The organism is Streptomyces sp. NBC_00996, assembly GCF_045162675.1.
Classification (GTDB): Bacteria; Actinomycetota; Actinomycetes; order Streptomycetales; family Streptomycetaceae; genus Streptomyces.
The window spans coordinates 6,073,204-6,092,665 of sequence record NZ_CP108723.1; the positions used below are offsets into that span (position 1 = coordinate 6,073,204).

The 19,462-nt window shown below is 69.9% G+C and carries 18 protein-coding genes and 1 pseudogene; 16 read left to right on the top strand and 3 right to left on the bottom strand.

The features are described from left to right. Positions 1–58: 58 nt before the first annotated feature. The 15 genes and pseudogenes from OG390_RS28590 (at position 59) to OG390_RS28660 (ending at position 11,371) form a co-directional block, all read left to right on the top strand. Positions 59–1,558 (top strand): DNA cytosine methyltransferase, encoded by a 1,500-nt coding sequence (locus OG390_RS28590; protein WP_406172279.1) that lies wholly within the window; start codon positions 59–61, stop codon positions 1,556–1,558. A 29-nt stretch (positions 1,559–1,587) separates the two neighbouring features. Then, positions 1,588–2,313 (top strand): hypothetical protein, encoded by a 726-nt coding sequence (locus tag OG390_RS28595; RefSeq protein WP_406172281.1) that lies wholly within the window; start codon positions 1,588–1,590, stop codon positions 2,311–2,313. A 24-nt stretch (positions 2,314–2,337) separates the two neighbouring features. Next, positions 2,338–2,769: a hypothetical protein gene (locus OG390_RS28600; RefSeq protein WP_406172283.1), complete on the top strand. Its 432-nt coding sequence runs from the start codon at positions 2,338–2,340 to the stop codon at positions 2,767–2,769. Then, positions 2,766–3,563 (top strand): hypothetical protein, encoded by a 798-nt coding sequence (locus OG390_RS28605; RefSeq protein ID WP_406172284.1) that lies wholly within the window; start codon positions 2,766–2,768, stop codon positions 3,561–3,563. The genes OG390_RS28600 and OG390_RS28605 overlap by 4 nt, the downstream gene beginning before the upstream one ends. Positions 3,564–3,771: 208 nt before the next feature. Further along, positions 3,772–4,089: pseudogene (locus tag OG390_RS28610) on the top strand (HU family DNA-binding protein); the annotation flags it as partial. A 78-nt stretch (positions 4,090–4,167) separates the two neighbouring features. Further along, positions 4,168–4,689, top strand: coding sequence for a hypothetical protein (locus tag OG390_RS28615; RefSeq protein ID WP_406172286.1), 522 nt, complete (start codon positions 4,168–4,170; stop codon positions 4,687–4,689). After that, positions 4,686–5,513 carry a phosphoadenosine phosphosulfate reductase family protein gene (locus OG390_RS28620; protein ID WP_406172288.1) on the top strand — a complete coding sequence of 276 codons (828 nt, stop codon included), beginning with the start codon at positions 4,686–4,688 and terminating at the stop codon, positions 5,511–5,513. Before OG390_RS28615 ends, OG390_RS28620 begins: the two co-directional genes overlap by 4 nt. After that, positions 5,510–6,136, top strand: a complete 627-nt coding sequence (locus OG390_RS28625) for a hypothetical protein (protein ID WP_406172290.1) — start codon at positions 5,510–5,512, stop codon at positions 6,134–6,136. The genes OG390_RS28620 and OG390_RS28625 overlap by 4 nt, the downstream gene beginning before the upstream one ends. Before the next feature lie 294 nt (positions 6,137–6,430). Next, a complete protein-coding gene (locus tag OG390_RS28630) occupies positions 6,431–7,060 on the top strand; it encodes a hypothetical protein (protein ID WP_406172291.1) in 630 nt (209 codons plus the stop codon). 67 nt (positions 7,061–7,127) lie between these two features. Continuing rightward, entirely contained in the window at positions 7,128–7,427 is a 300-nt protein-coding gene (locus OG390_RS28635) for a hypothetical protein (protein ID WP_406172293.1), read from the top strand. An 80-nt stretch (positions 7,428–7,507) separates the two neighbouring features. Beyond that, on the top strand, positions 7,508–8,542 hold the full coding sequence (locus OG390_RS28640; RefSeq protein ID WP_406172295.1) for an N-6 DNA methylase: 1,035 nt from the start codon (positions 7,508–7,510) through the stop codon (positions 8,540–8,542). After that, positions 8,539–9,105, top strand: coding sequence for a hypothetical protein (locus OG390_RS28645; RefSeq protein ID WP_406172297.1), 567 nt, complete (start codon positions 8,539–8,541; stop codon positions 9,103–9,105). The genes OG390_RS28640 and OG390_RS28645 overlap by 4 nt, the downstream gene beginning before the upstream one ends. Further along, on the top strand, positions 9,102–10,202 hold the full coding sequence (locus OG390_RS28650; protein ID WP_406172299.1) for a DUF4192 domain-containing protein: 1,101 nt from the start codon (positions 9,102–9,104) through the stop codon (positions 10,200–10,202). The genes OG390_RS28645 and OG390_RS28650 overlap by 4 nt, the downstream gene beginning before the upstream one ends. Positions 10,203–10,256: 54 nt before the next feature. Continuing rightward, positions 10,257–10,844 carry a DUF6349 family protein gene (locus OG390_RS28655; protein ID WP_406172300.1) on the top strand — a complete coding sequence of 196 codons (588 nt, stop codon included), beginning with the start codon at positions 10,257–10,259 and terminating at the stop codon, positions 10,842–10,844. Next, a complete protein-coding gene (locus tag OG390_RS28660) occupies positions 10,841–11,371 on the top strand; it encodes a hypothetical protein (protein WP_406172302.1) in 531 nt (176 codons plus the stop codon). The genes OG390_RS28655 and OG390_RS28660 overlap by 4 nt, the downstream gene beginning before the upstream one ends. Positions 11,372–12,592: 1,221 nt before the next feature. On the opposite strand, the gene OG390_RS28665 is transcribed toward OG390_RS28660, so the two are convergent. Continuing rightward, entirely contained in the window at positions 12,593–13,762 is a 1,170-nt protein-coding gene (locus tag OG390_RS28665) for a hypothetical protein (RefSeq protein WP_406172304.1), read from the bottom strand. A gap of 157 nt (positions 13,763–13,919) precedes the next feature. Between OG390_RS28665 and OG390_RS28670 the strand changes: the two genes are divergently transcribed. Beyond that, complete coding sequence (locus OG390_RS28670; RefSeq protein WP_406172306.1) at positions 13,920–16,208, top strand: 2OG-Fe(II) oxygenase; 2,289 nt, start codon at positions 13,920–13,922, stop codon at positions 16,206–16,208. A 524-nt stretch (positions 16,209–16,732) separates the two neighbouring features. Here OG390_RS28670 and OG390_RS28675 read toward each other — a convergent pair. After that, positions 16,733–19,165 (bottom strand): TOTE conflict system archaeo-eukaryotic primase domain-containing protein, encoded by a 2,433-nt coding sequence (locus tag OG390_RS28675; RefSeq protein ID WP_406177895.1) that lies wholly within the window; start codon positions 19,163–19,165, stop codon positions 16,733–16,735. Positions 19,166–19,174: 9 nt separating this feature from the next. Continuing rightward, the gene (locus OG390_RS28680; RefSeq protein ID WP_406172308.1) at positions 19,175–19,372 is read right to left on the bottom strand and encodes a hypothetical protein; all 198 of its coding nucleotides are present in this window, start codon (positions 19,370–19,372) and stop codon (positions 19,175–19,177) included. Between the last annotated feature and the right edge of the window lie 90 nt (positions 19,373–19,462).

Genomic DNA, 19,462 nt, shown 5'->3' on the forward strand with positions numbered 1-19,462 from the left:
ACGGCTGCCCGGCCTGAACCGGGCCGGGCAGCCCCTTCCTTCTTGGAGACCAACCCCTGTGCCCCGCGCCATATCCCTGCTCTGCGGAGCAGGCGGAGACGCCACCGGCCTCAAGGAAGCCGGGTACGAGCCGATCCTCGGCATCAACCACTGGCAGACCGCCATCGACACCTTCGAGATCAACCACCCCGGCGCCAAGGCGCGCTGCGCCGATGTCCGCAACTACCCCATGCGCTGGCTGCCGCAGGCGCTGATCCTGTGGGCCAGCGTCATCTGCACCGAGATCAGCCCCGCCGGCGGCAAGAAGCGCCAGGCCGACCCCACCCAGGACGCCTTGTTCGAGGAGGAGGAACAGTGGCGGGAGCTGCCCCAGGAAGCGTTCGAGCAGACCCGCGCGACTGCCTGGTGCGTGCTGCGCGCCGCTGAGGCCAAGCGGTACCCGGCCATCGTGGTGGAGAACGTCACCGAGTTCATCACCGACTGGATTCTGTTCCCGGAGTGGATCAGGGCCATGCGCAAGCTCGGCTACCGCGTCCAGATCGTCTCGGTCTCCTCCGCCCACATCGGCTCCGAGACCAACCCGTACGCGCCCCAGTGGCGCGACCGGATCTACGTGGTGTTCACCTTGAACGGCGTACGCCGCCCGGACCTCAGCCCGCGCCCGCTCGCGTACTGCGTCGAGTGCGGCCGGGACGTGCGCGCTCGGCAAAGCTGGCGCAACGACAAGGTCCGTGTCGGCAAGTACCAGCAGCAGTACGACTACCGGTGCCCCAACAATCGATGCGGCCACGCGCTGGTGGAGCCGTACGTGCGCCCCGCCGCTGACGTGATCATGTGGGACGACATCGGCCAGCGCATCGGCGACCGTGCCCGGCCGCTGGTGCCGAACACGATGAAGCGGATCGCGTCCGGGCTGGAGAAGTTCCCGTACGCGCCCAGCGTCATCACCCTCACCCACGGCAAGGACGGCACCGACCGGGCGTTCGCCCCGCACGAGCGGCCGTTGCCGACGCGCACGGCGAAGCTGGGCGAAGCCCTGCTGGTGCCGGTCGGCGGATCGTGGAACGAGACGGCCACCTCGGTCGGCGCACCCATGCGCACCCGCATGACCCGCGAGAGCGAAGCCCTGGTCACCGTTGATCCGGCCCCGTTCATCGTGGAGTTCCGCAACAACTGCGACGCAGCTCCCGTGGACAACCCGCTCAGCACGCTGAGCACGGCCCGCCACCACGGCCTGGTGGTGCCCGATGGGGTGGCCCGTGACCGGGCCCGCAACACGCTGGTCATCCCGTACCGCAAGAGCGCGCCGAAGACCGCGGCCCAGCCTCTGCACACCCTGAGCACTCGTGACTCGGCGGCCGTGGTGCGCAGCGCGCCGGACATCAACGACTGCTTCTTCCGCATGTTGCAGCCGCGCGAGCAGCTGTCGGCGCAGCGGTTTCCCGAGACGTACCAGGTCGTCGGATCCAAGGCCGCCCAGACCATGCAGGCCGGCAACGCCGTGAGCGTCAACGTCGCCCGCTGGATCGGCGAACGCCTCAAGCCCGTTCTGGCCTGACCCCACCGAGAAGTAAAGGAATCAGCACCATGACCCCCGCAGCAGCGGATCACCTGGCCATCGTCAAGCAGCAGCGTGAGGACCTGCACGCTCAGTACAGGCAGATCGAGAAGGCGCACGCCCTGGCCGTCCTCGATCACCTGGCCGCCTACCTGCGCGACGCCTGCCCGGAGGCCGTCTACGTCACGTTCGCCTACTACGGCAACACCCGGACGCTGGACCTGAACGGGGTGCTCGGCGCGCAGTCCAGCCCCCTGGGCGCGTGCCCCTGGCTATGGGACGGCAGCGACGAGGCACACCCGCTGGCCGAGATAAGCGAGGACATCGAGCTCGACCTGGCGTCGGCCCTGGCCCCCTATGACTCCCCGGCCTGGGCGTGCGTCAGCCGGAACTCCGCCAGCGACGGCAACAGCTGGCTGCTGGAGCTTCCGCCGCCCGACCGCGCCGCGCGCATCGCGGAGCTTGTGCGCGGACACCACCCGCAGGCGACCGCACTCGTGGTGGATGGGCGCAGCGCGGGCGGGCGCGTCCTCGAGGTCGTTGAGGGCGTCACCGAGGACGGCTCCGAAGCCCGTGCCCGCCGACGCTGGCCGCGCGAGTGCGACGACGCCATCACCCGGCTCGTCGCCCAGATCTTCGCGCTGCCCGAGCTCGCGGACCGGCATCTCGTGCCGACCTACGGTCTCTACGCCGCCGGGGACGGCAGGGGCTCCAGTGACCTGGTGCGCCTGCTGCCGCTGCCGCCGACTGCGTAGCCGCAGCCCAGCGGAGAGCACCTGATGAGCGGCACCGAGTGGGTCAGCGAAGCGCCATGCGTGGGCGACCCGCGATTCACGATCCGACCGACATGGCCCGCGTTCGCAGGCGAGCTGCCGCAGCTGCTGCTGCGGGTGTGCCAGGGCTGCCCGTTCCGTTCGGAGTGCATCGAACTCGTCCTGCCGCGCAAGGCCCGGTTCGACGGGGTCTGCGGTGGCCGTCTGTTTCTCGACGGCCAGATCTACGCGACCTGCCAGGGCGCAGACCCCGACGAACTCACCGAACAGGGCACGTACATCGCCCACGGCACTGAGGCCGGAGCCCGCGCCCACAACCGGCTCGGCGAACCGGCCTGCGCGTGGTGCCGGGAAGCCGGGCGGATCGCCCAGGCCCAGCGGCGCGCGAAGAAGCGTGCCGAGCGCACCGACCATCCCAACCCACCCCAAGGAGAATGATGTTCACGATCCAGGCGGACGCGCTGTCCGCCATCCTCGACAAGGTCGCCCCCCACCGCCCCTCCGGGCCAGACATGGAGCACCTGGACATGGTGCTCCTCGACTGCAACCGCGGCTGGCTGCACGCCATCGCTGGCGGAGACCGCACCCTCGCAGTCGCCCGCACGACCGTCGCCGCTTCGCACTGGACCGCACCCCTCGCCTTCGACGACGCCTCCGCCCTGCGCGGCTGGCTGGAGTCCTCCGACCACGTCCTGGTGGAGCACCTGCTGGAGGACGGGCGACAGCTGCTGCGCTTCTCCGAAGGTTCTGCTCAGACGACGGTGCCGGTCGCCACGTACATGGCCGACCTGCCCTGGCGCACCCTGCTGCGAGCGGAGGCCGGGCCCCCGTCCTACGAGCGCGGCCCCGTCCGGCTCAGCGCCGAAGACCTCGCGCTGTGGGAGCACGCCGGCGAGGAGGTCGAGGTGCGGCACGCCGCCCGGCGGGCTGCGCTCGTCGTCACGGCGGGACCGGACTTCATCGGATTGCAGATGCCGCGCCCCGGCCACCGCAGCGTGAACGCGCTGGACGGGTGGAGCACCTCGGTCCGCTCGCGGCACTTCCTGTACGAAGGGGTGCCCTACGAAGTCGGGGGCCTCTATATGGGCGGCCTGGGGGCGGTGTGGCGGGTGGTGGCGCGGCCTGCCCCCGGCGAAGAGCCCGTGGTCGTCAGCGCGGATCGATCCGGCGTGGTGCTGCCGCTGGCCGCCGTGCTCAAGGTCGGGGGGCGTCTGATGCCCATGGCGGTGTGATCACCTCGGCCTCAAGATAGGAGACATTGATGAAACAGAGCGAGTTGCTGTGGGCGTCGCCGCCCGGCCACCGGGCCGCCACAGACCCCGAAGACGACCCGGGTGTTGGCCTGAGCGCCCTCCCGGCCGCGTGGCGCGCCCCGCGGCACCCCCGCACCTCACCCAGCCCAACCTGTCGCCCCTGCACACGAATCGAGAGGAATCCCCAGTGAACAAGGCCCAGCTCGTCGAAGCCGTCGCCGCGCAGACCGGTGGCCGTGCCAAGGCTGCAACTGCCGTGGACGCCGTACTCGACGCCATCGTCCGCGCCGTCGTCGCCGGAGACACCGTCTCGGTCACCGGCTTCGGCAGCATCTCGGCCCGCGACGTCCCGGCCCGCTTCGCCCGCAACCCGCAGACCGGCGACCGGGTGAAGGTGCCCGCCACCCGCGCCCTGCGCTTCCGCCCCGGCGCGAAGTTCAAGGACCTCGTGGCCCGACGCGAGCCGCTCCCCGCCTCCGGCAACAGCATCCAGAAGGCCCCCAAGACCCCCCGCCCATAACCCCGTACGACGGCGTGCCGCCCCGGCCTCGGGCCGGGGCGGCCCTGCCCCGAAGGAACTCTGATGAACGACCCTGTCGGAACCGAGATAGCAGCCACCGCGACGTGGCTGGAGGAGCACGCGGCACCCGGCGCGGCCACCGTCCTGCGCCGCGTCGCCCGTCAACGTGACCAAGCGCGAAGGGATCTGGCAGCCGAACGCGCCCGCCCCACAGCAGCGCCCGCCGCGCCTCAACAACCCCGGCACAGCGCGGATGACCACCCCAGCGTGCCGCCCGCCCCCGAGGCCGCCCGCGTCATCGCGATGCTGCGCACGGACCTGGCCCGCTTCCAGGCACTGGCCGAACGCGCAGGCTGGGTACCCGACGGCGGCAGCAAACGGCTGTGGCGCTGGCGCGAAGGCTGGTGGGAATTGGGCCACCGCAAGAAGAACCCGAAGGACGGCTACCACGACACCGGCTGGTATCTGTGGGGTCCGGACGGCAGCTTCGGTGAGTGGATCGCGCCCCACAAGTCGGACGCGATGACCGACGCCGACCGGCTCATCACCCAGCACCTCGCCGCCACGGCGGAGGTGAAGCCGTGACCGGCCAGCTCGAACTGCTCACCGCCCGCGACGCGCACGGCCCGGACCCGTCGCCCGACCTTGCTGCCGCCGACAGAATCGTTTTCAGCAGCAGCGGAGGCAAGGACAGCCAGGCGGCGCTCGACGAAACGGTACGTCTGGCCGACGAGGCCGGCGTGCGCGACCGCATCGTGGTGCTGCACTGCGACCTGGGCGTCACGCCCCGCGGGCACACCGTGGAGTGGCCGGGCACCCTCGACCTCGCACGGAAGCAGGCCGAGCATTACGGGCTGCCCTTCGAGGTGCGGCGCGCGGCCCGGTGGGCCTCCCTCGTCCACCGCATCCGCGCGCGCGGGCGGTTCCCCAACCTGTTCAACCGCTACTGCACCGGCCTGAAGCGGGACGTGTCGCGGACGTTCATCACCGAGCAGGTCAAGGCGCTGGGCATCACCGGCCGCCCGGCGCGGATCGTGCTGGTCCTGGGCCTGAGGGCCGAGGAATCGCGGGCCCGCGCGGGCAAACCCGCCGTGGAGCTCGACCAGCGCGCGAGCAGCGGACGCCGCACCGTCACCCTCTGGTACCCGGTGCTTCGCTGGAGCACCGCCGAGGTCTGGCAGCGCATCCGCGAAAGCGGCGTCCCCTACCACTGGGCGTACGACCAGGGCATGTCCCGCCTCTCATGCAGCCTGTGCGTCCTGGCGTCGATTCCGGATCTGACCTGCGCCGCGCGCCTGCGCCCCGAACTGGCCCAGGAGTACGCGGACCTGGAAACGGAGTTGGGCGAGCCTTTCCGCCGCGAGCTGCCGATGGCCGAAGTCATCCGGCGATCCGGGACGGCAGCATGACGGCCCTGCTCCAGAGCGCGCCCGTGACCCTGCCCAGCGTCCAGAGCGCGGGGGAGTGGCAGCCGCGCGTCATCGGCCTGGACCTCTCCCTGACCTCCACGGGCATCGCGGGCACGGACTGGGCGCAGGCAGCTCGCCCCGGCAGGCGGCGCAGCCATGAGCGGATGGACTGGCTGTGCGGGCATATCGCTGACGGCGTGGACGGCGCCGACCTGGTGGTGGTCGAAGGCGCGGCCTACGCCCAGGGCGCGCAGGCCGGCCACCACGAACTGGCCGGACTGTGGTGGCTGGTGACCCAGTACCTGTGGCGCCACCGCATCCCGTACGCCGTGGCCAACCCGCATCACCGCACGATCTACGCCACCGGCCGCGCGAATCCGGCCCAGGACTACCCGCGCAAGGAGCGGTCGCGGGTGGCCAAGGGGATGGTGCGCAGCGTGGCCGTCGAGCGGTACGGCGTCGAGTGCGAGGGGCCCGGCCGCTACGACCAGGCCGACGCCACGGTTCTCGCGCAGATGGGCCTCGACTGGCTCGGCTACCCGACCGTGCCGGTGCCGGACACCCACCGGCGGGCGCTGGAGGCCGTGCGGTGGCCGGAGCTGATCCCCGTCGCCGCGAATTAGGGAATTGAATTCCCGGAATCAATTCGAACCCAAAAGATGTAATTATTGCATTCGCAGTATTTGGGATTAAGATATAAGTAACAAGTTCGGAAATGCCGGACGGAATGGAGGAGGAAATGAACGGCTGCCCGTGCGAGTGCAACCGCGGCGGATTCTGCGGCGGCTGCGGCCACGCCGGATGCGGCGGACGCCGCCGCTAAGCACCAGCAAGCACCAGGTCACACCTCGCGCCCCCGGCCCACCGCCGGGGGCGCACCCATACGCGCAAGCGTCCTCTTGGAACGAGAACATCGCATGACCCACAGCCGAGGAATTCAAACCCTCTCCGAACAGATCGGCGTAGAACCCGACCACGTCGCTCACGCCCTGCGCCTCGCCTCACGCACCTTCGCCGCCATTCAGACCACCCACTTCCGCGACATGACCGCAGAGCAGTTCCGGCGCCTCATCGGCAGCGACCGCCACGCCGTCGCCATCGTCGCCAACCTCGCTATGCGCCACGCCAAGCGCATCGAGGATGCCCAGATCCTGATGAGCGTCTACAAGGCCAGTTCGGGCATCGCTCCCCACCGTCCCGTCATCCGCAAGGGCGTCGGCACTCTGCCCGAGTACCGCGACCACGCCTACGTGCGGCAGGCCATTCACATCCTGCAAGCCGCCGACCTGCCGCCCATCCACACCGACGGCACCCACGAACTGAAGCCCGGCTTCCAGGTCATGCCCGGCTGCGACGACCTGCCCGGCTGGCTCTTCATCGCACCTGACCCCGACGCCGAAGCCCGCACCGGCTTCGCCGGCGGGCGACTCGGCTACCTCGCCGTCATGCGCTGGGCCGGATGGGGCGTCATCACCGAACCCCTCACCGACGACCACCTGTGGGCCGTCTGCCACCCCGACTACCGGAACAACCCCTTCCCCTCCTGACCGCGCCCGGTCCCGGCCCGCCGACCAGCGGGCCGGGAACGGCCGAACGAGAAAGGCCACCAGCACCGTGAAGTTCCCGGTAGACGACGACATGCTCACCGCCTGGTCCACCCTCCTCGGCCTCACCAAGGAGCAGTCCAACGATGTCCTGCGCGAGGTGGAACAGGCCCTGCGGCGCGGCTACGCCTTCCGGCCCCTGGCCGTACGCCACCTCAGCTTCGAGCAGGTCACCGCAGACATGGACGTCGACGAGTTCGCCCTCATGTACCTGACCTTCGGCCTGCACCGCGCAGGCCAAGACGAACTGGCCGACGACGTGATGGCCCGCGCTCTGGCCCCCGCCACAGCCCCCCGCCGCACCCTCTGACCCCACCACCCGCAGCAACACCGCCGCCCCGGCCGCGTACCGCGCACCGGGGCGGCCCCATGCGCGCAGACAGGAGACCCATGTCCGACGACGAACTGTTCGTCCCCCGACCGGCCACCCCCGCCGCGCGGCCGGTCCCGGCCTGGGCCAAGAAGAGCCCGCCCAAGTCGAAGGCCGCCATACGAACCGCACCCAAGGTCGCCGCGCGGAAGTACCTCGCACCCAGCGACCCCCACGAGCACGCCCGCAAGATCGCCGAAAACGTCATCGACGCCTGGTACCAGAGCTTCGGCGGCAGCAGCATCGACATCCCGCTCGGCACCGTCGGCGCGCTCGCGCTCCTCCGTCAGCCCAAGGAGGTCGGCAGCGGCCTGGCCGACTGGATCCTCAACCTCCAGCCGCACGAACTCCCGCAGCTCTTCAAGGAGATCTACCTCGGTCACTGGATCAAGCGCCCGGACCTGATCAACCGAGCCTTGCGCCTGCACGACTGGGCATGGAACCCCGACCCTGACAAGCAGCAGCTCCGCGCCGTCCACGCGGTCACCCACCGCGCGATCAACACAGGTCTGTTGGACCTCACCGGACACGACGACCCGTACTGGCGCTCCGAATCCGACGTTCTCAGCCCGCTGCTGACCGGCCTGCGGCACAAGAGCGACAAGAAGTGGCGCGGCGAGTACCACACGCCGGCGTGCGTGACCGACCTGATGGCCCGGGTCCTCGTGGACAAGGACTTCGCCGGACCGGACATGGCCATCCGCGAACCCGCCGTCGGCTCGGGGACCATGCTCCGCTCCGTCGCCCAGCGCCTGCGCGACCTCAACCTCAACCCGCACGACTACACCTGGTACGGCAACGACGTCGACTCGCTCGCCGCAGCCTGCGCCGCCGTCAACACGATCATCTGGGACCTCGGCCCGCGCGCCCTCATCGGCTGCGCCGACTCCCTCGCCACCGAAGACGGCGGCTACGCGCAGACCCTCGCTGAGGCTCAGGACGCCTTCAAGCAGCGCGACGACTACGTGGACACCGCGAGCGCGATCGTCGCTTACCGCCGCGCCTTCCGCCTCCTCGACCAGCTCATGCCCGACAAGGAAGACGTTCCCGCATGACCGAAGAGCACGACCTCGCGCGGCCCCGCGCCACCCCCGCACCACGTCGTCACAAGCCATCCTTCGCCACCGCCAAGGGCAGCGTCGCCGTACACCCTCTCGACCAACTCGCCCCCGACCTCGACCAACCCTGGCTCAAGGAGGACACCGACACCCCTGACCGCACCACCCTCTACACCCACCCCGAAGGCCACCGCATCGGCCTGCGCCTGCAACCCGACGACATGACCATCCAGACCTGGATCACCGCAGGCCCCGACCTGCCGCCCATCCCCGCCGGCACCGCCGAAGAGAAGGCCGCAGCCCAGGCAGCCAACGACGCCCGACTCCGACCCGGCCGCTCCTGGCACGCCACCGTCACCACCCGTCACCCCAGGTACGTCCGGGGACTCCTCGGCACCGTCATACGCGACCAGTTGATCCCCGCGCTCATCAACAAGCCGAAGCGAGTACCTACCGCGCTGGTTCGAAAGCCCCCGACCGCCGAGGCCGCGCCCGAGGCGAAGACGGCTCCGGCCAAGAAGCACCGTGCCACCACGAAGAAGAAGGAGACCCCGAAGTGAACATCCCCGAGAAGAAGCTCACCATCCGCAGCTTGGCCAACCTCGCCGAGATCCTGCCGTTCATGCTTGACCACTACCCCGACGACAGCATCGTTCTCCACTGCCCCGGCCCGAACTTCATCGACGGGCCGAGCATGACCTGCCCCCTGCCCGACGATCCCAACCACTGGAAGCAGGTTGCCGAAGCCGCTGCCTGCAACTTCATGCAATACGCCCAGAGCAAGGGCCACGGCCTCGACTGCAACGTCATCATCTACCTCTGCCGCGAGCCGCGCCCTGGCCAGACCGCCGAGGAGACCGCCGAACTCCTCCGCCCCGTCTCCGACTGGCTCGTCGATGCGCTCACCGAACACCGCGGCGTTCCCCAGCAGACCATCGGCCTCGTCGCCGGACGCTGGTGGGGCTTCGAATGCGACCTGCCCGGATGCTGCGAAGGCGAACCGCTCCCCGGCCTCGACGACCCCACCAGCGCCACCGCACAGCTCATCCGGCTCGGCTACACACCCGGCCGACGCACCAGCGACATCCTCGCCGACTTCCAGCCCATCGACCCCGCTACCGCCCCGCGCCTGCTCCAGGACCTCAAGAACGAAGGACTCAGCTACGCCAACCAGTGCGCCCATCCCGGCGGAGAAGACTCGGCGCTCGCCGCCACCCGCCTGCTCCTCGAAGGCGCGATGCGCGACTTCCGCAACGGGGCCACCGAGATCGCCGACGACGTAGCCGCCCGACTCATCCACGGCCTCCAGGACAACCACGCACGCGACCACGCCTTCGAGTTCGCCGAGGACGACGACCTCCCGCACGCACGACGCCTGTGGACCTACCTCGCCCGCCGCTGCGTGGCCCCCTTCACCGGCCAAGCGGTCCCCCTGCTCACCGCCCTGGCCTGGGTCGCCTGGCGACAGGACGACAAGATCACCGCCCGCCTCGCACTCCGGCAGGCACTGACCACCGATCCCGACTGCGCCATGGCCGACATCCTCCACGACGCCATCAACACCGGCGCCGACCCCCTGGGCCTCCTCGACATCGTTCGCGGTGAACGAGCTGAGCGGCTGGAGCGCATCCCGCACCAGGACACCAACGCGAACTGAACGCTCGGCGGCCCCGGCACCAACCGGGGCCGCCCCCATCCGAGAGACCCGAGCATGACCACACCCACCGAACCCCTCGGCGCAGTCGCACGCCACACCGCCTACCTTCCCCGCTTCTGGGACAAGACCCAGAACGTCCGCGACGTCTGGCGCATCGACTACGGCCACCCCGGCTTCACCTACCGAACCCCGCCCGAGCCCACAACCGACCACCAACCAACGGTCATCACCCGCAGTTGGAACCAACCCGCTCCACAGAAGACCGAAGAGACCTGGGCCTACCTCAACCGCGGGGCCTGCCTCGGCTGCACATGGGAAGGCCCGGATCGCCGACGGGCAGACGAAGCGGTAGAGGACGCTCACGACCACACCCACCCGAGGTGGCGGGCCCTGCCCCCGCTCCCCGAACGGCGCGGCCGGCACTGGCTCACCCACGCCACACGCCTCTACCCGGACAACTGGTTCGACAACGGCGGACCGATCCGCACGATCCGCATGGGGATCGAGAAGCGGCACGTGCCGGGAGCGGCACCGGGCGGCGGCTACGACCTCGCAGTGCTGCCCCGGAAGCGGGAACACGGTACGGCGATCACCGAGCCCTTGCCCTTGCCCCTGGACAACGGCGCCACCGAGGCAGCGTGATCGACGTGGAATCCATCACCTGGCTCCGCCCCGAGTTCAAGGGCCGAGAAGACGAACTGGTCAGCCTCGCCGCTGGAGGCGAACTCGTCGGCGTCAGCCGCTCCGCCGTCAGCAACTGGGCGAAGCGCCATGCCGACTTCCCGAAGATCGCGCTGCTGACGGGCATCGGGGACAGGCGCATGAAGTACGTCCCCCGCTCGGAGTTCCTCGACTTCGCCCGCGTGCAACTGAACAAGAAGCGCGACTCGGGTCGCCCGACGGCACCCCGCCGCCCCGCAGCACTCCTCCGGGCTGAGGAGGTCGCTCACTCCGAACGCCAGATAGCCCGGCTCAGGGAACTCGAGGCGCGGCAAACAGCGACCTTGGCCAACACCCGAAGGGCCCTGAAGAAGCACAAGGCACGGCTCGAACGCGCCAAGCAGCGTCTTGCCGAGGAGGTCGCCGCAGTCCACCGCCTCGAATGCACGGAAGGCACGTCCCGCGCGGACCTCGCAGCATCATCGGACGGACACGTGACGGCGGGGTAGTCTGTGAGGACGCGGCTGACCTGCGAAAACGGTCACCGGCTCCGCCCCGGGCGCAGGGGAAGTGAGCTCGCGTTCATCCCGATGCAGGTGCGAAGCTCCCCAGATCGGCCCCCCACTCCAACCAGCGACGCTGCCGTTCAGCACGGTCCTGGGGCCGGAGCACGGGAACGGATGGGAACCTGGTGGGAACGGAAGGATCGGGAACGATGTGGCAAGGCCCAGCGAGGGCGGGCACCCGTAGCCGCTCTGACCTGCAACTTTCCCTAAAATCAGGCCACGTGGATCAAGGTCATGATGATCATGTGCTGACTCGTAATGCGTAGGTCTCGGGTTCGAATCCCGAAGGCGGCTCCATGGTGAACCCCAGGTCAAGCCTTTGACCTGGGGTTTCTTCTTTTCGTTGACCTTGGAATTCGGGCCAAACGGACACGCGCAGTCTGCGCATCGCAATGCGTAGGTCGAAGGTGTGGCCTCTGCGGTGATACCTAGGCTCAGGGTCCCTGAGCTGGGCTTTTGCGGGAACGATGGCGTTGGCTGAGGCACCATCAAGGACCATGTGCGGCCAATGTGCGGCCATGAGTGCAGCGACAGTGCCGGAGCGGCCATCGGAGGCCGAGTTTCTGGGCTCATCGTTGACTGATGCTTTGTTGGTATTCGACAACCACGCCGATGGACTCGAACCCGCCAAGTGGGCACGCAGGTGATCGTCGAGCTGCGTGCGGCAGGCGCTCGGGCCGCTGCAGTCGAACTCACGCCCAGCGTGATCGGTGCGGCAAGGGCCTTTTGGCCTTCTGGTGCATCGGCGCCCTCCTGCACTGCGAGGCGCAGGTCCGTGTCGGCGTATCGATCGTCGGCCAGGCCCGCTGAAGTGCTGGGCGCAGTCGGGCTGCTCCCGCAGGACGGAGGCCACGAGCACGGCAGCTCCGTCGGTCAGGCCGCGCACCAGGGTCTGATCTTGTTCTGCGGGAGCCATTGGTCCCAGGCTGCGTCCCAGACGCACAGGGCACGAGCGGCCCATCCGGTGCTTGCTGCGGGCTTCACCCACGGCGACGGCACCGTGATAGAGGGGAAGGACACCGAGCGGCTGCTGTGGAGGTTCTGGCACACCGGTTGCGAACTCGGCTACCTCGAGTCGGAACGGTTCATCGACGCCCTGATCTCCCTGTCCACGACTGGCCGCGCGGCCGCCCTCGCGGCGCTCCGCCTCCATCTGAGCGCGCCTCAGCGGGCTGTCAGGCCGGCGTTGGTGAGGCGTCGCATCAGCGAGGACTTGCCGCGGTGCTGCTCGCGCAGGGCGTGCAGGCGCCGGGCGAACTCCTCGGGGGTACCCGCCCGGTCGTGGACCTCGCGGAGATCCTTCAGCAGGGTGACGGCGTTGTCGTAGGGGCCGGGCTGCTTCTGCCCGATCAGGTGGGCGATGTCCTGCCAGGCTTGCTCGGCGTTCTCGGCCAGGCGGTCCAGGTGGCTCTCGTGAGCCCGCTGTTCGGCCCGGCGGGCCTGGTCGCGGGCCTGCTCTTGCTGCCGTGTGTGCTCGCTGCGCACCTCGTGGGCGGCGTCGAGGAGCTCCGCGGCTGAGCGGCGCGGGGAAGCGGTGGACGGTTCGGCCATACCACGGGACGCGGCGCGGTGGCGGGCCAGCAGAGTGGGGCCCGGCTGCGGGGCGGTGCCCAGGGCCGCGTCCAGCAGCAGGGTGTCCTTCTCGCATGGTGCCAGGGCTCGGATCCAGGCGGCCAGTGCGTCCTTGTCGATCGCCGGGGAAGGGGCGGCACCGCCGACGCGGGCAGCCGCGGTGAGCAGATGCGGGTCGACGTGCAGGAAGTCCGCCAAGGCCTGCTGCGGACCGGTGAGTTGGGCAAGGCCTGCGGGTACGGGCGGCTCGATGGCGTGGGTGTACTCGTCCTTGTCGACGCCTTCCTCCAGCTCCCAGCGGGTGAGCGCGGAGAGCCAGGCCAGATAGAGGGGGCGCAGGTCGCCCGCGGCGAGTTCGGTACGCAGGGTGGTGAAGGAGGCGAGGGAGAAGGAGGTCTCGAAGTCCCATTCGCCGCCGTCTTCGGACGAGTAGGAGAAGTCGAGCAGGAGGTGCCCTTTCCTGGTCCAGCAGGTCAAGGCGTCTTCCGCGCAGTACGGTTCGGCGTTGCGGGCGGGCAGCAGTGTGGTGGGCAGGCGCAGCATCAGGCGCCGCGAGCCCCAGTTGGCGAAGTACAGGTGGGCGTCGTACAGCTGCTCCATCAGTTTGCGCTCATCGCCGCGGAAGTTGCCGTAGTGGTACTCGTTGACGAAGTGCGTCGCGCTGATCCTGGCCCGGCTCGACAGCGCCCGCACCCCTTCGAGCTCGTCCTTGGTCAGCGGTCGGTCGATGGCCTGGAACTCGTAGTACTGGTACTCGCTCACGGCCGTGCAGCCTACCGACAGGCGCTGCGGCTCGTCTCACGGGACCTGGCTGTGATAGCTCGTTCGGGGCCCGTCCACGGTTACGGTCCTGGCGGTGGCGTCCGGTTCGTAGGATCGAGCCGAGAACGACGTACCCGCAGGGGCGGAGGACAGGCACGTGGTGGTGACACCGAGGGAACGGCTGGCTGGGCTGCTCGGCGGGGCGAAGAAGGCGGGGGCTTTCAGTGCCCGGCTGGAGGCACCTGTGGCCGGACTGGGCCTTGAGGTGGCCGGGGTCGGGCCGGTGAACCTTCCGCTGCGGGCGCCCCAGGTGAAGCGGCTGATCTCGGTGGCACGGCCTGCGTTGTTCGGGCGGGGCGAAGAGACGCTGAGCGACACCAGTGTGCGTGACACCTGGCAGATCCTGCCGGATCAGATCAGTCTTGCCGGTCCTTCCTGGCCGTCGCTGCTGAGCGGCGCGCTGGAGCATTTCCGGGACGCTCTCGGGCTCCCGGCGTCGACCCGGCTGCGGGCTGAGCCGCACGCGATGCTGGTGTACGGCAAGGGCCAGTTCTTCCTTCCGCACCAGGATTCGGAGAAGGACGACGCCATGGTGGGCACGCTGGTGCTCTCCCTGCCCTCGGCACACACAGGGGGAGAGCTGGTCATCGAGCACGGCGGGCACCAGTGCGCCTACCGTGCCTCGAAGACGGATCTGACCCTCGTCGCCTTCTACGCCGACTGCCGGCACCAGGTCACTCCGGTCCGAACCGGGTACCGGGTGACGCTCACCTTCAACCTGCTCGCCGAGCCGGGGACTTCGGCGGAGGCGTCCGGACCGCTGGCGGAGCTGGCACACAGTCTGGGCCGGCACTTCGGCTCGCCCGCCAAACCGCGCTACGGCACCCGTGAGTTGGATCCGCCGACCCGGCTCGTGTACCTGCTCGATCACGAGTACACCCAGCGGGGTCTGAGCTGGGAGCGGCTCAAGGGCGCCGACGCGGCGCGTGCCGCTCTGCTGCGTGCCGCTTCCGGGCAAGCCGGGTGCGAGTCGGTGCTCGCCCTGGCCGAGGTGAAGGAGACCTGGGATGCATATCCCGAGGGGGACGATCCCTGGAACGACTACGGGTACGACGAGGACGAGGACGGTGATGAGGACGGCGGTGCGGGCGAGGACGGGGACTACGTCCTCCAGGAGTTGATCGACGATGAGGTCAACCTGGGCTGGTGGACCGGTCCGGACGGCACCGGTGGCGAAGAGATCTCGTTGCGGGTTCAGGACTACGAGGTGTGCGCGAGCACCGAAAGCGCGGACCTGACGCCCTACGGCTCCCAGTACGAGGGCTACATGGGCAACTACGGCAACACGCTGGACCGGTGGTACCGGCGGGCCGCGGTTGTCGTGTGGCCGCGTGAGCGGGCCTTCGCGGTACGCGGCGAGGCCGGATCGCGGTGGGCCCTGGAGGAACTGCGCGTCGGCATCGCGCGGGGCGACCTGGACCGGGCGCGCAACCAGGCCCAGTCCCTCGCACCGTTCTGGAAGCACACCCGTCCGCAACCCGAGCTGCTGGACTGCGCGCTGCAGGTGGCCAAGAGCCTGGATGCGGCCGAGACCGCAGCGATGCTGCTGGAGCCGTTCAGGGCGGGCGCGCTCAGCCCGGAGCACGCGGGCGCACTGGCCTCGGCAGCCGAGCGGTACGGAACCGGATGGACGGGCCGGGTCGTCGACGCCTGGTTCGTATCGGAGGACCGCCTCCAAACGGAGCAGTACCAGTGGACCGAGCGGTTGCCGGAACTGTGCGCGGCGCTGCGCGCCCATCGGGCGCCGGCGGTGGCACGGCGGCTGTCCGCCGGGGTCTGGGCCGCGGTGGACAGTGGCCTGCGGTTGTGGACCACGACCGGGCCTGCCGAGATCCGCCGAGCGCAGCTGCAGCAGCTGGCCCTGCCGCTGCGACACGTCATGGCGGCGGCCGACGAAGAGCTGAGGGACGGGATCCTGGCAGAGCTGCGCGAACGCGGCAACACGGTGCTCGAGTGCCTGATGCCACTGCTGCGCCGCGCCGCGGAGGCGAGCACGTCGGCCGAGTGGGGCGTGGCAGGACTCGACGCGCTCGCACAGGACAGCGCGGACCGGCTCCGCGCGGTGTGTGAGCGGCCGTCACGCGCTGCTGACGACTGGTCAGTCGCCTGGGACGGGTGCGGCTGCGAGCTGTGCGGTGTCCTCGGCGCCTTCCTCGGGTCCCGGTCGCGGCGGGTTCTCGAATGGCCGCTGGCGAAGGAGGGGCGGCGGCATGTGCACACCAGGATCGACTCGGCCGAGCTGCCGGTGCGCCACCAGACCCGGCGGCAGGGGCGCCCGTACACGCTGGTACTGACGAAGACCCAGGAACTGTTCACCCGTGAACGGACGGTCCGCAGCCAGGCCACGGCGGACCTGGCATGGCTGATGTCCCTGCGGAACGGATGACCGCGGCTTCCGGCTCGGCGGCCTGTCGCGCGGATGCGCCCCGGTCGGCGTGTGCGGCCGCAGTCACTGCGGCGGTGGAGTCGGTGCTGGCGTGCTTGAGCGTGTTGGTCCGGGCTTCTTGGGCTATGCGGTGGATGGCGAGCTGGGCACCCGCTGCCCGCCGCGTCGAGATCGCCCACTCCGGTAGGTCACGGCCAGCCCCGAGCCCAAAGGGGATCCAAGTCATGGACCCTGGACTGCGGGTTGAGTAGTCCCTCGCCGTCCTGCTCCTCGCGCAGCACGCGGCGTAGTTCGCCAATGGCCTGGCGGCCGGAGTCGCCCAGGACGCGCAGGGGCCCCCGGCGGACCGCTCGTTGCGGTGGGCAGCGAGGGCAGAGGCGCCGTCGGCCTTGGCGACGACTGGCCCGCTGTCCGCAGGCATAGGTGGCTTCGAACACATCACGGTGCCATGAGGCTGGGTGGGCTTCGGCTGCACCAGCGCCGTTGCTTTCAGAGTTGTCCACCGCACCCGGAACGGTTCATCCTCACGGGCGCCTGGGGTGGGCGGCCTGGTAGGCGTCCCAGATCGCAGCCCGCAGCTTTCCCCGGGGCGGGACGCCGATGCCCTGGCCTCGGGCCCACGAGCGGACCTGGGCGGTGGTTGGCTCCTGCGCTCGGTCCTCGGCTACGGAGGCAACGCGGGGCGTGCCGCGTTCGCCACCGGGACGCGGTGTCCGACCCGACTGCGGGTCCGACCGTGGCGGGGCCGCGGTGGTGAATCCTCGGCGGTCGAGGATCCTGCGGCGTTTGTGGTGCATTCGCTCCAGCAGCGGTACCTCCGAGTCAAGGTAGTCGTGGACCTCGACGTGGCTCTTCTTGGCCTCGGTGTTGCGCATGATCCGGCCGACCTGCTGAATCACCCGGCCCTTGAACGAGATGGGGCTGGCCAGGAACAACGTGTCCAACACGGGTGCGTCCAGCCCCTCCCCGGCGACCTTGTCGATCGCCAGCAGCACCAAGGGACCGGTACGGGCGCTGGACAGTTCGGCACGGACGCGGTCCCGGTCGGTCGTGGGCAGGCCGCCGTGCAGGAGCAGTGCTTCGATGCCGTGCTCTTTGGGCGCGGATGCGAGTTGGTTGACGTGCTCGATGCGATTGGTGAGGGCCAGGCTGCACCGGCCACGCCAGTAGGCGTCGGCGATGTCGGCGGCGATCTGCTGGTTGCGCGCCTGGTCGGCGGCGAGTTCGCCGTAGATGGCCTGGATGGAAGCGCCGTCGGTGCCGGGCTCGTCGGTGATGAAGTGGCAGCGGTGCACGATGAGGTGTTTGGCGAAGCTGCTCTGGTCTTCGATCTCGTGGCGGATCGGCCCGCACTGCATGGTGATCAGGGCGTCCATCTGGTCGGCTCGGTACGGGGTGGCGGACAGGCCGATCCACCGCTCGGCCTTGACCTTGCGGATCGCGGCCTCGGCGGCCGGAGCCCCGATGGCGTGGCACTCGTCGACGACGATCAGGCCGTAGCCGTCCAGCAGTCCTGTGGCGGCCTCACGATGGGCCAGCGACTGCAGCATGATCAGGTCGACCACGCCGCCGCGGCGGTCTTTGCCCGCGCCGAGCGACCCGACGGCGTGCTCACCGAGGTCGAGGAACGTCTCCAGACGCTCGCGCCACTGGGCCAGCAACTCTGCCCGGTTGACGATGATCGCGGTGGGCCGGGCGTGAACCGCGATCAGGGCACAGGCCATCACGGTCTTACCCGCACCGGGTTGGGCGACCAGGACCCCGGTGGGGTGGGCGGTCATCGCTTCGACGGCCCGGGCCTGTACGGCGGTGAGTTCGCCGGTGAACCGGGCGCCGATCGGGGCCTGGTCGGGGCAGGTGCCGGTGACTTTCAAGGTACCGCCGGCGGCGGCGATCAGGCTGGCGGCTTCGTCGCGCAGCCCCCGGGGCAGGGCGGTCCACTTCGGGTCGGTGGCGTCGAAGCAGCAGATCAGGCGTGGGGTGTTGAAGGTGGAGAACCGCTGGTTCTGGCGTCGGTAGAACTCGGGGTTGTGGAAGGACGCGGCGTGCTTGAGCGCCGCGATCAGTTGCGGTGGCAGTCCGGTGGTGGAGATGCGGAGCATCGCTCCTGCCTTGGCCATGACCGTCTTGGGGGCCTTGCCCAGCGCGCTGCGGCGCGGCCGGGCCGGCAGCACCGGCGTGGTCGGGCTGGGGCCGGCCTGCAGCGGGCCCAGCGCTTCCACCAACTCCTGCACCTGCCCGGGCGCCAGGCGTTCGGTGTGCGACAGGTAGGCGAACTGGTCTTCGTACGGTGTCCAGGTGGCAGGGTCGCAGAAGAGTGTGGTGCCCGCGGTGCGGGAGGCTCCGTGCAGCGGCAGCGCGATCAGATTCCCGAACCGGGCCCCGCCCTTGGAGTGCGTGGGAAGGAAGTCCTGGGCGGGGAAGAGCCGGTCGTAACTGGCCAGGGACATCCCGTCGCGAGCGTCCATCGCGCGCCGCAACAAGGCCATGCCCAGTGCGCGGGCCAGGCTGGCCGGTACCGGCGCGGTGAAGAAGATCCATACGTGTGCGCCGGACCCGGAGCGGGAGACCTCCGCCAAGGCGGGGACCCCGGCTTCCGTGCAGGCCGCCACGTAGGCGGCGGCGTCGCCTTGCCAGTCCTTGTCGTCGAAGTCGCATGCCAGCAACTGGGTCGTGTCGTCGGGGAACATCGGGTACAGGCCCACATGCAGCTCGCGCTGTCCCGGCTCGGGCCGACTCAGGTGCCGGAAGATCACCTGGTCGGTGAGCGGGAAGAACACCCGCTCGGCGTCCGACTTGGTCTTGTCCCAGGGGTTCTCCTCGGCCGGGCTCCATCCGGTCCGGCCGTTCTTCGCGCTCACCCACCGGTTCGCGTACACATTCGCGCGGCCGACGAACAGTGCGCGGAACAGGGCGACCTTGGCCTGTGGGGCGGAGGCCGCGTCGGCGTAGGGCAGGCCACTGCCCTACGGCATCTCGGGCAACGTGGGCGGCGCCGGCCTTTCCACCGCTTCGGGCTGCTCGGGCACGGTGTCGGGTGCCGGCACTCCGAGGCGTTCCCGGAGCCGCCGGTTCTCCTCCGTCAGCTCGGCGATCTGCTCGAGTGCGACGTCGAGCCGGATCCGCAACTCGGCGGGGTCGTCCCACCCGGACCAGTCATCCACGGGTCAATGATCCAAAAATCCTGACCGGACCGCAGCCGATCAGGACATTTCCGTCCTCGTTTCCCTCGCTCTCCTGGTCCGGGTGGCCAC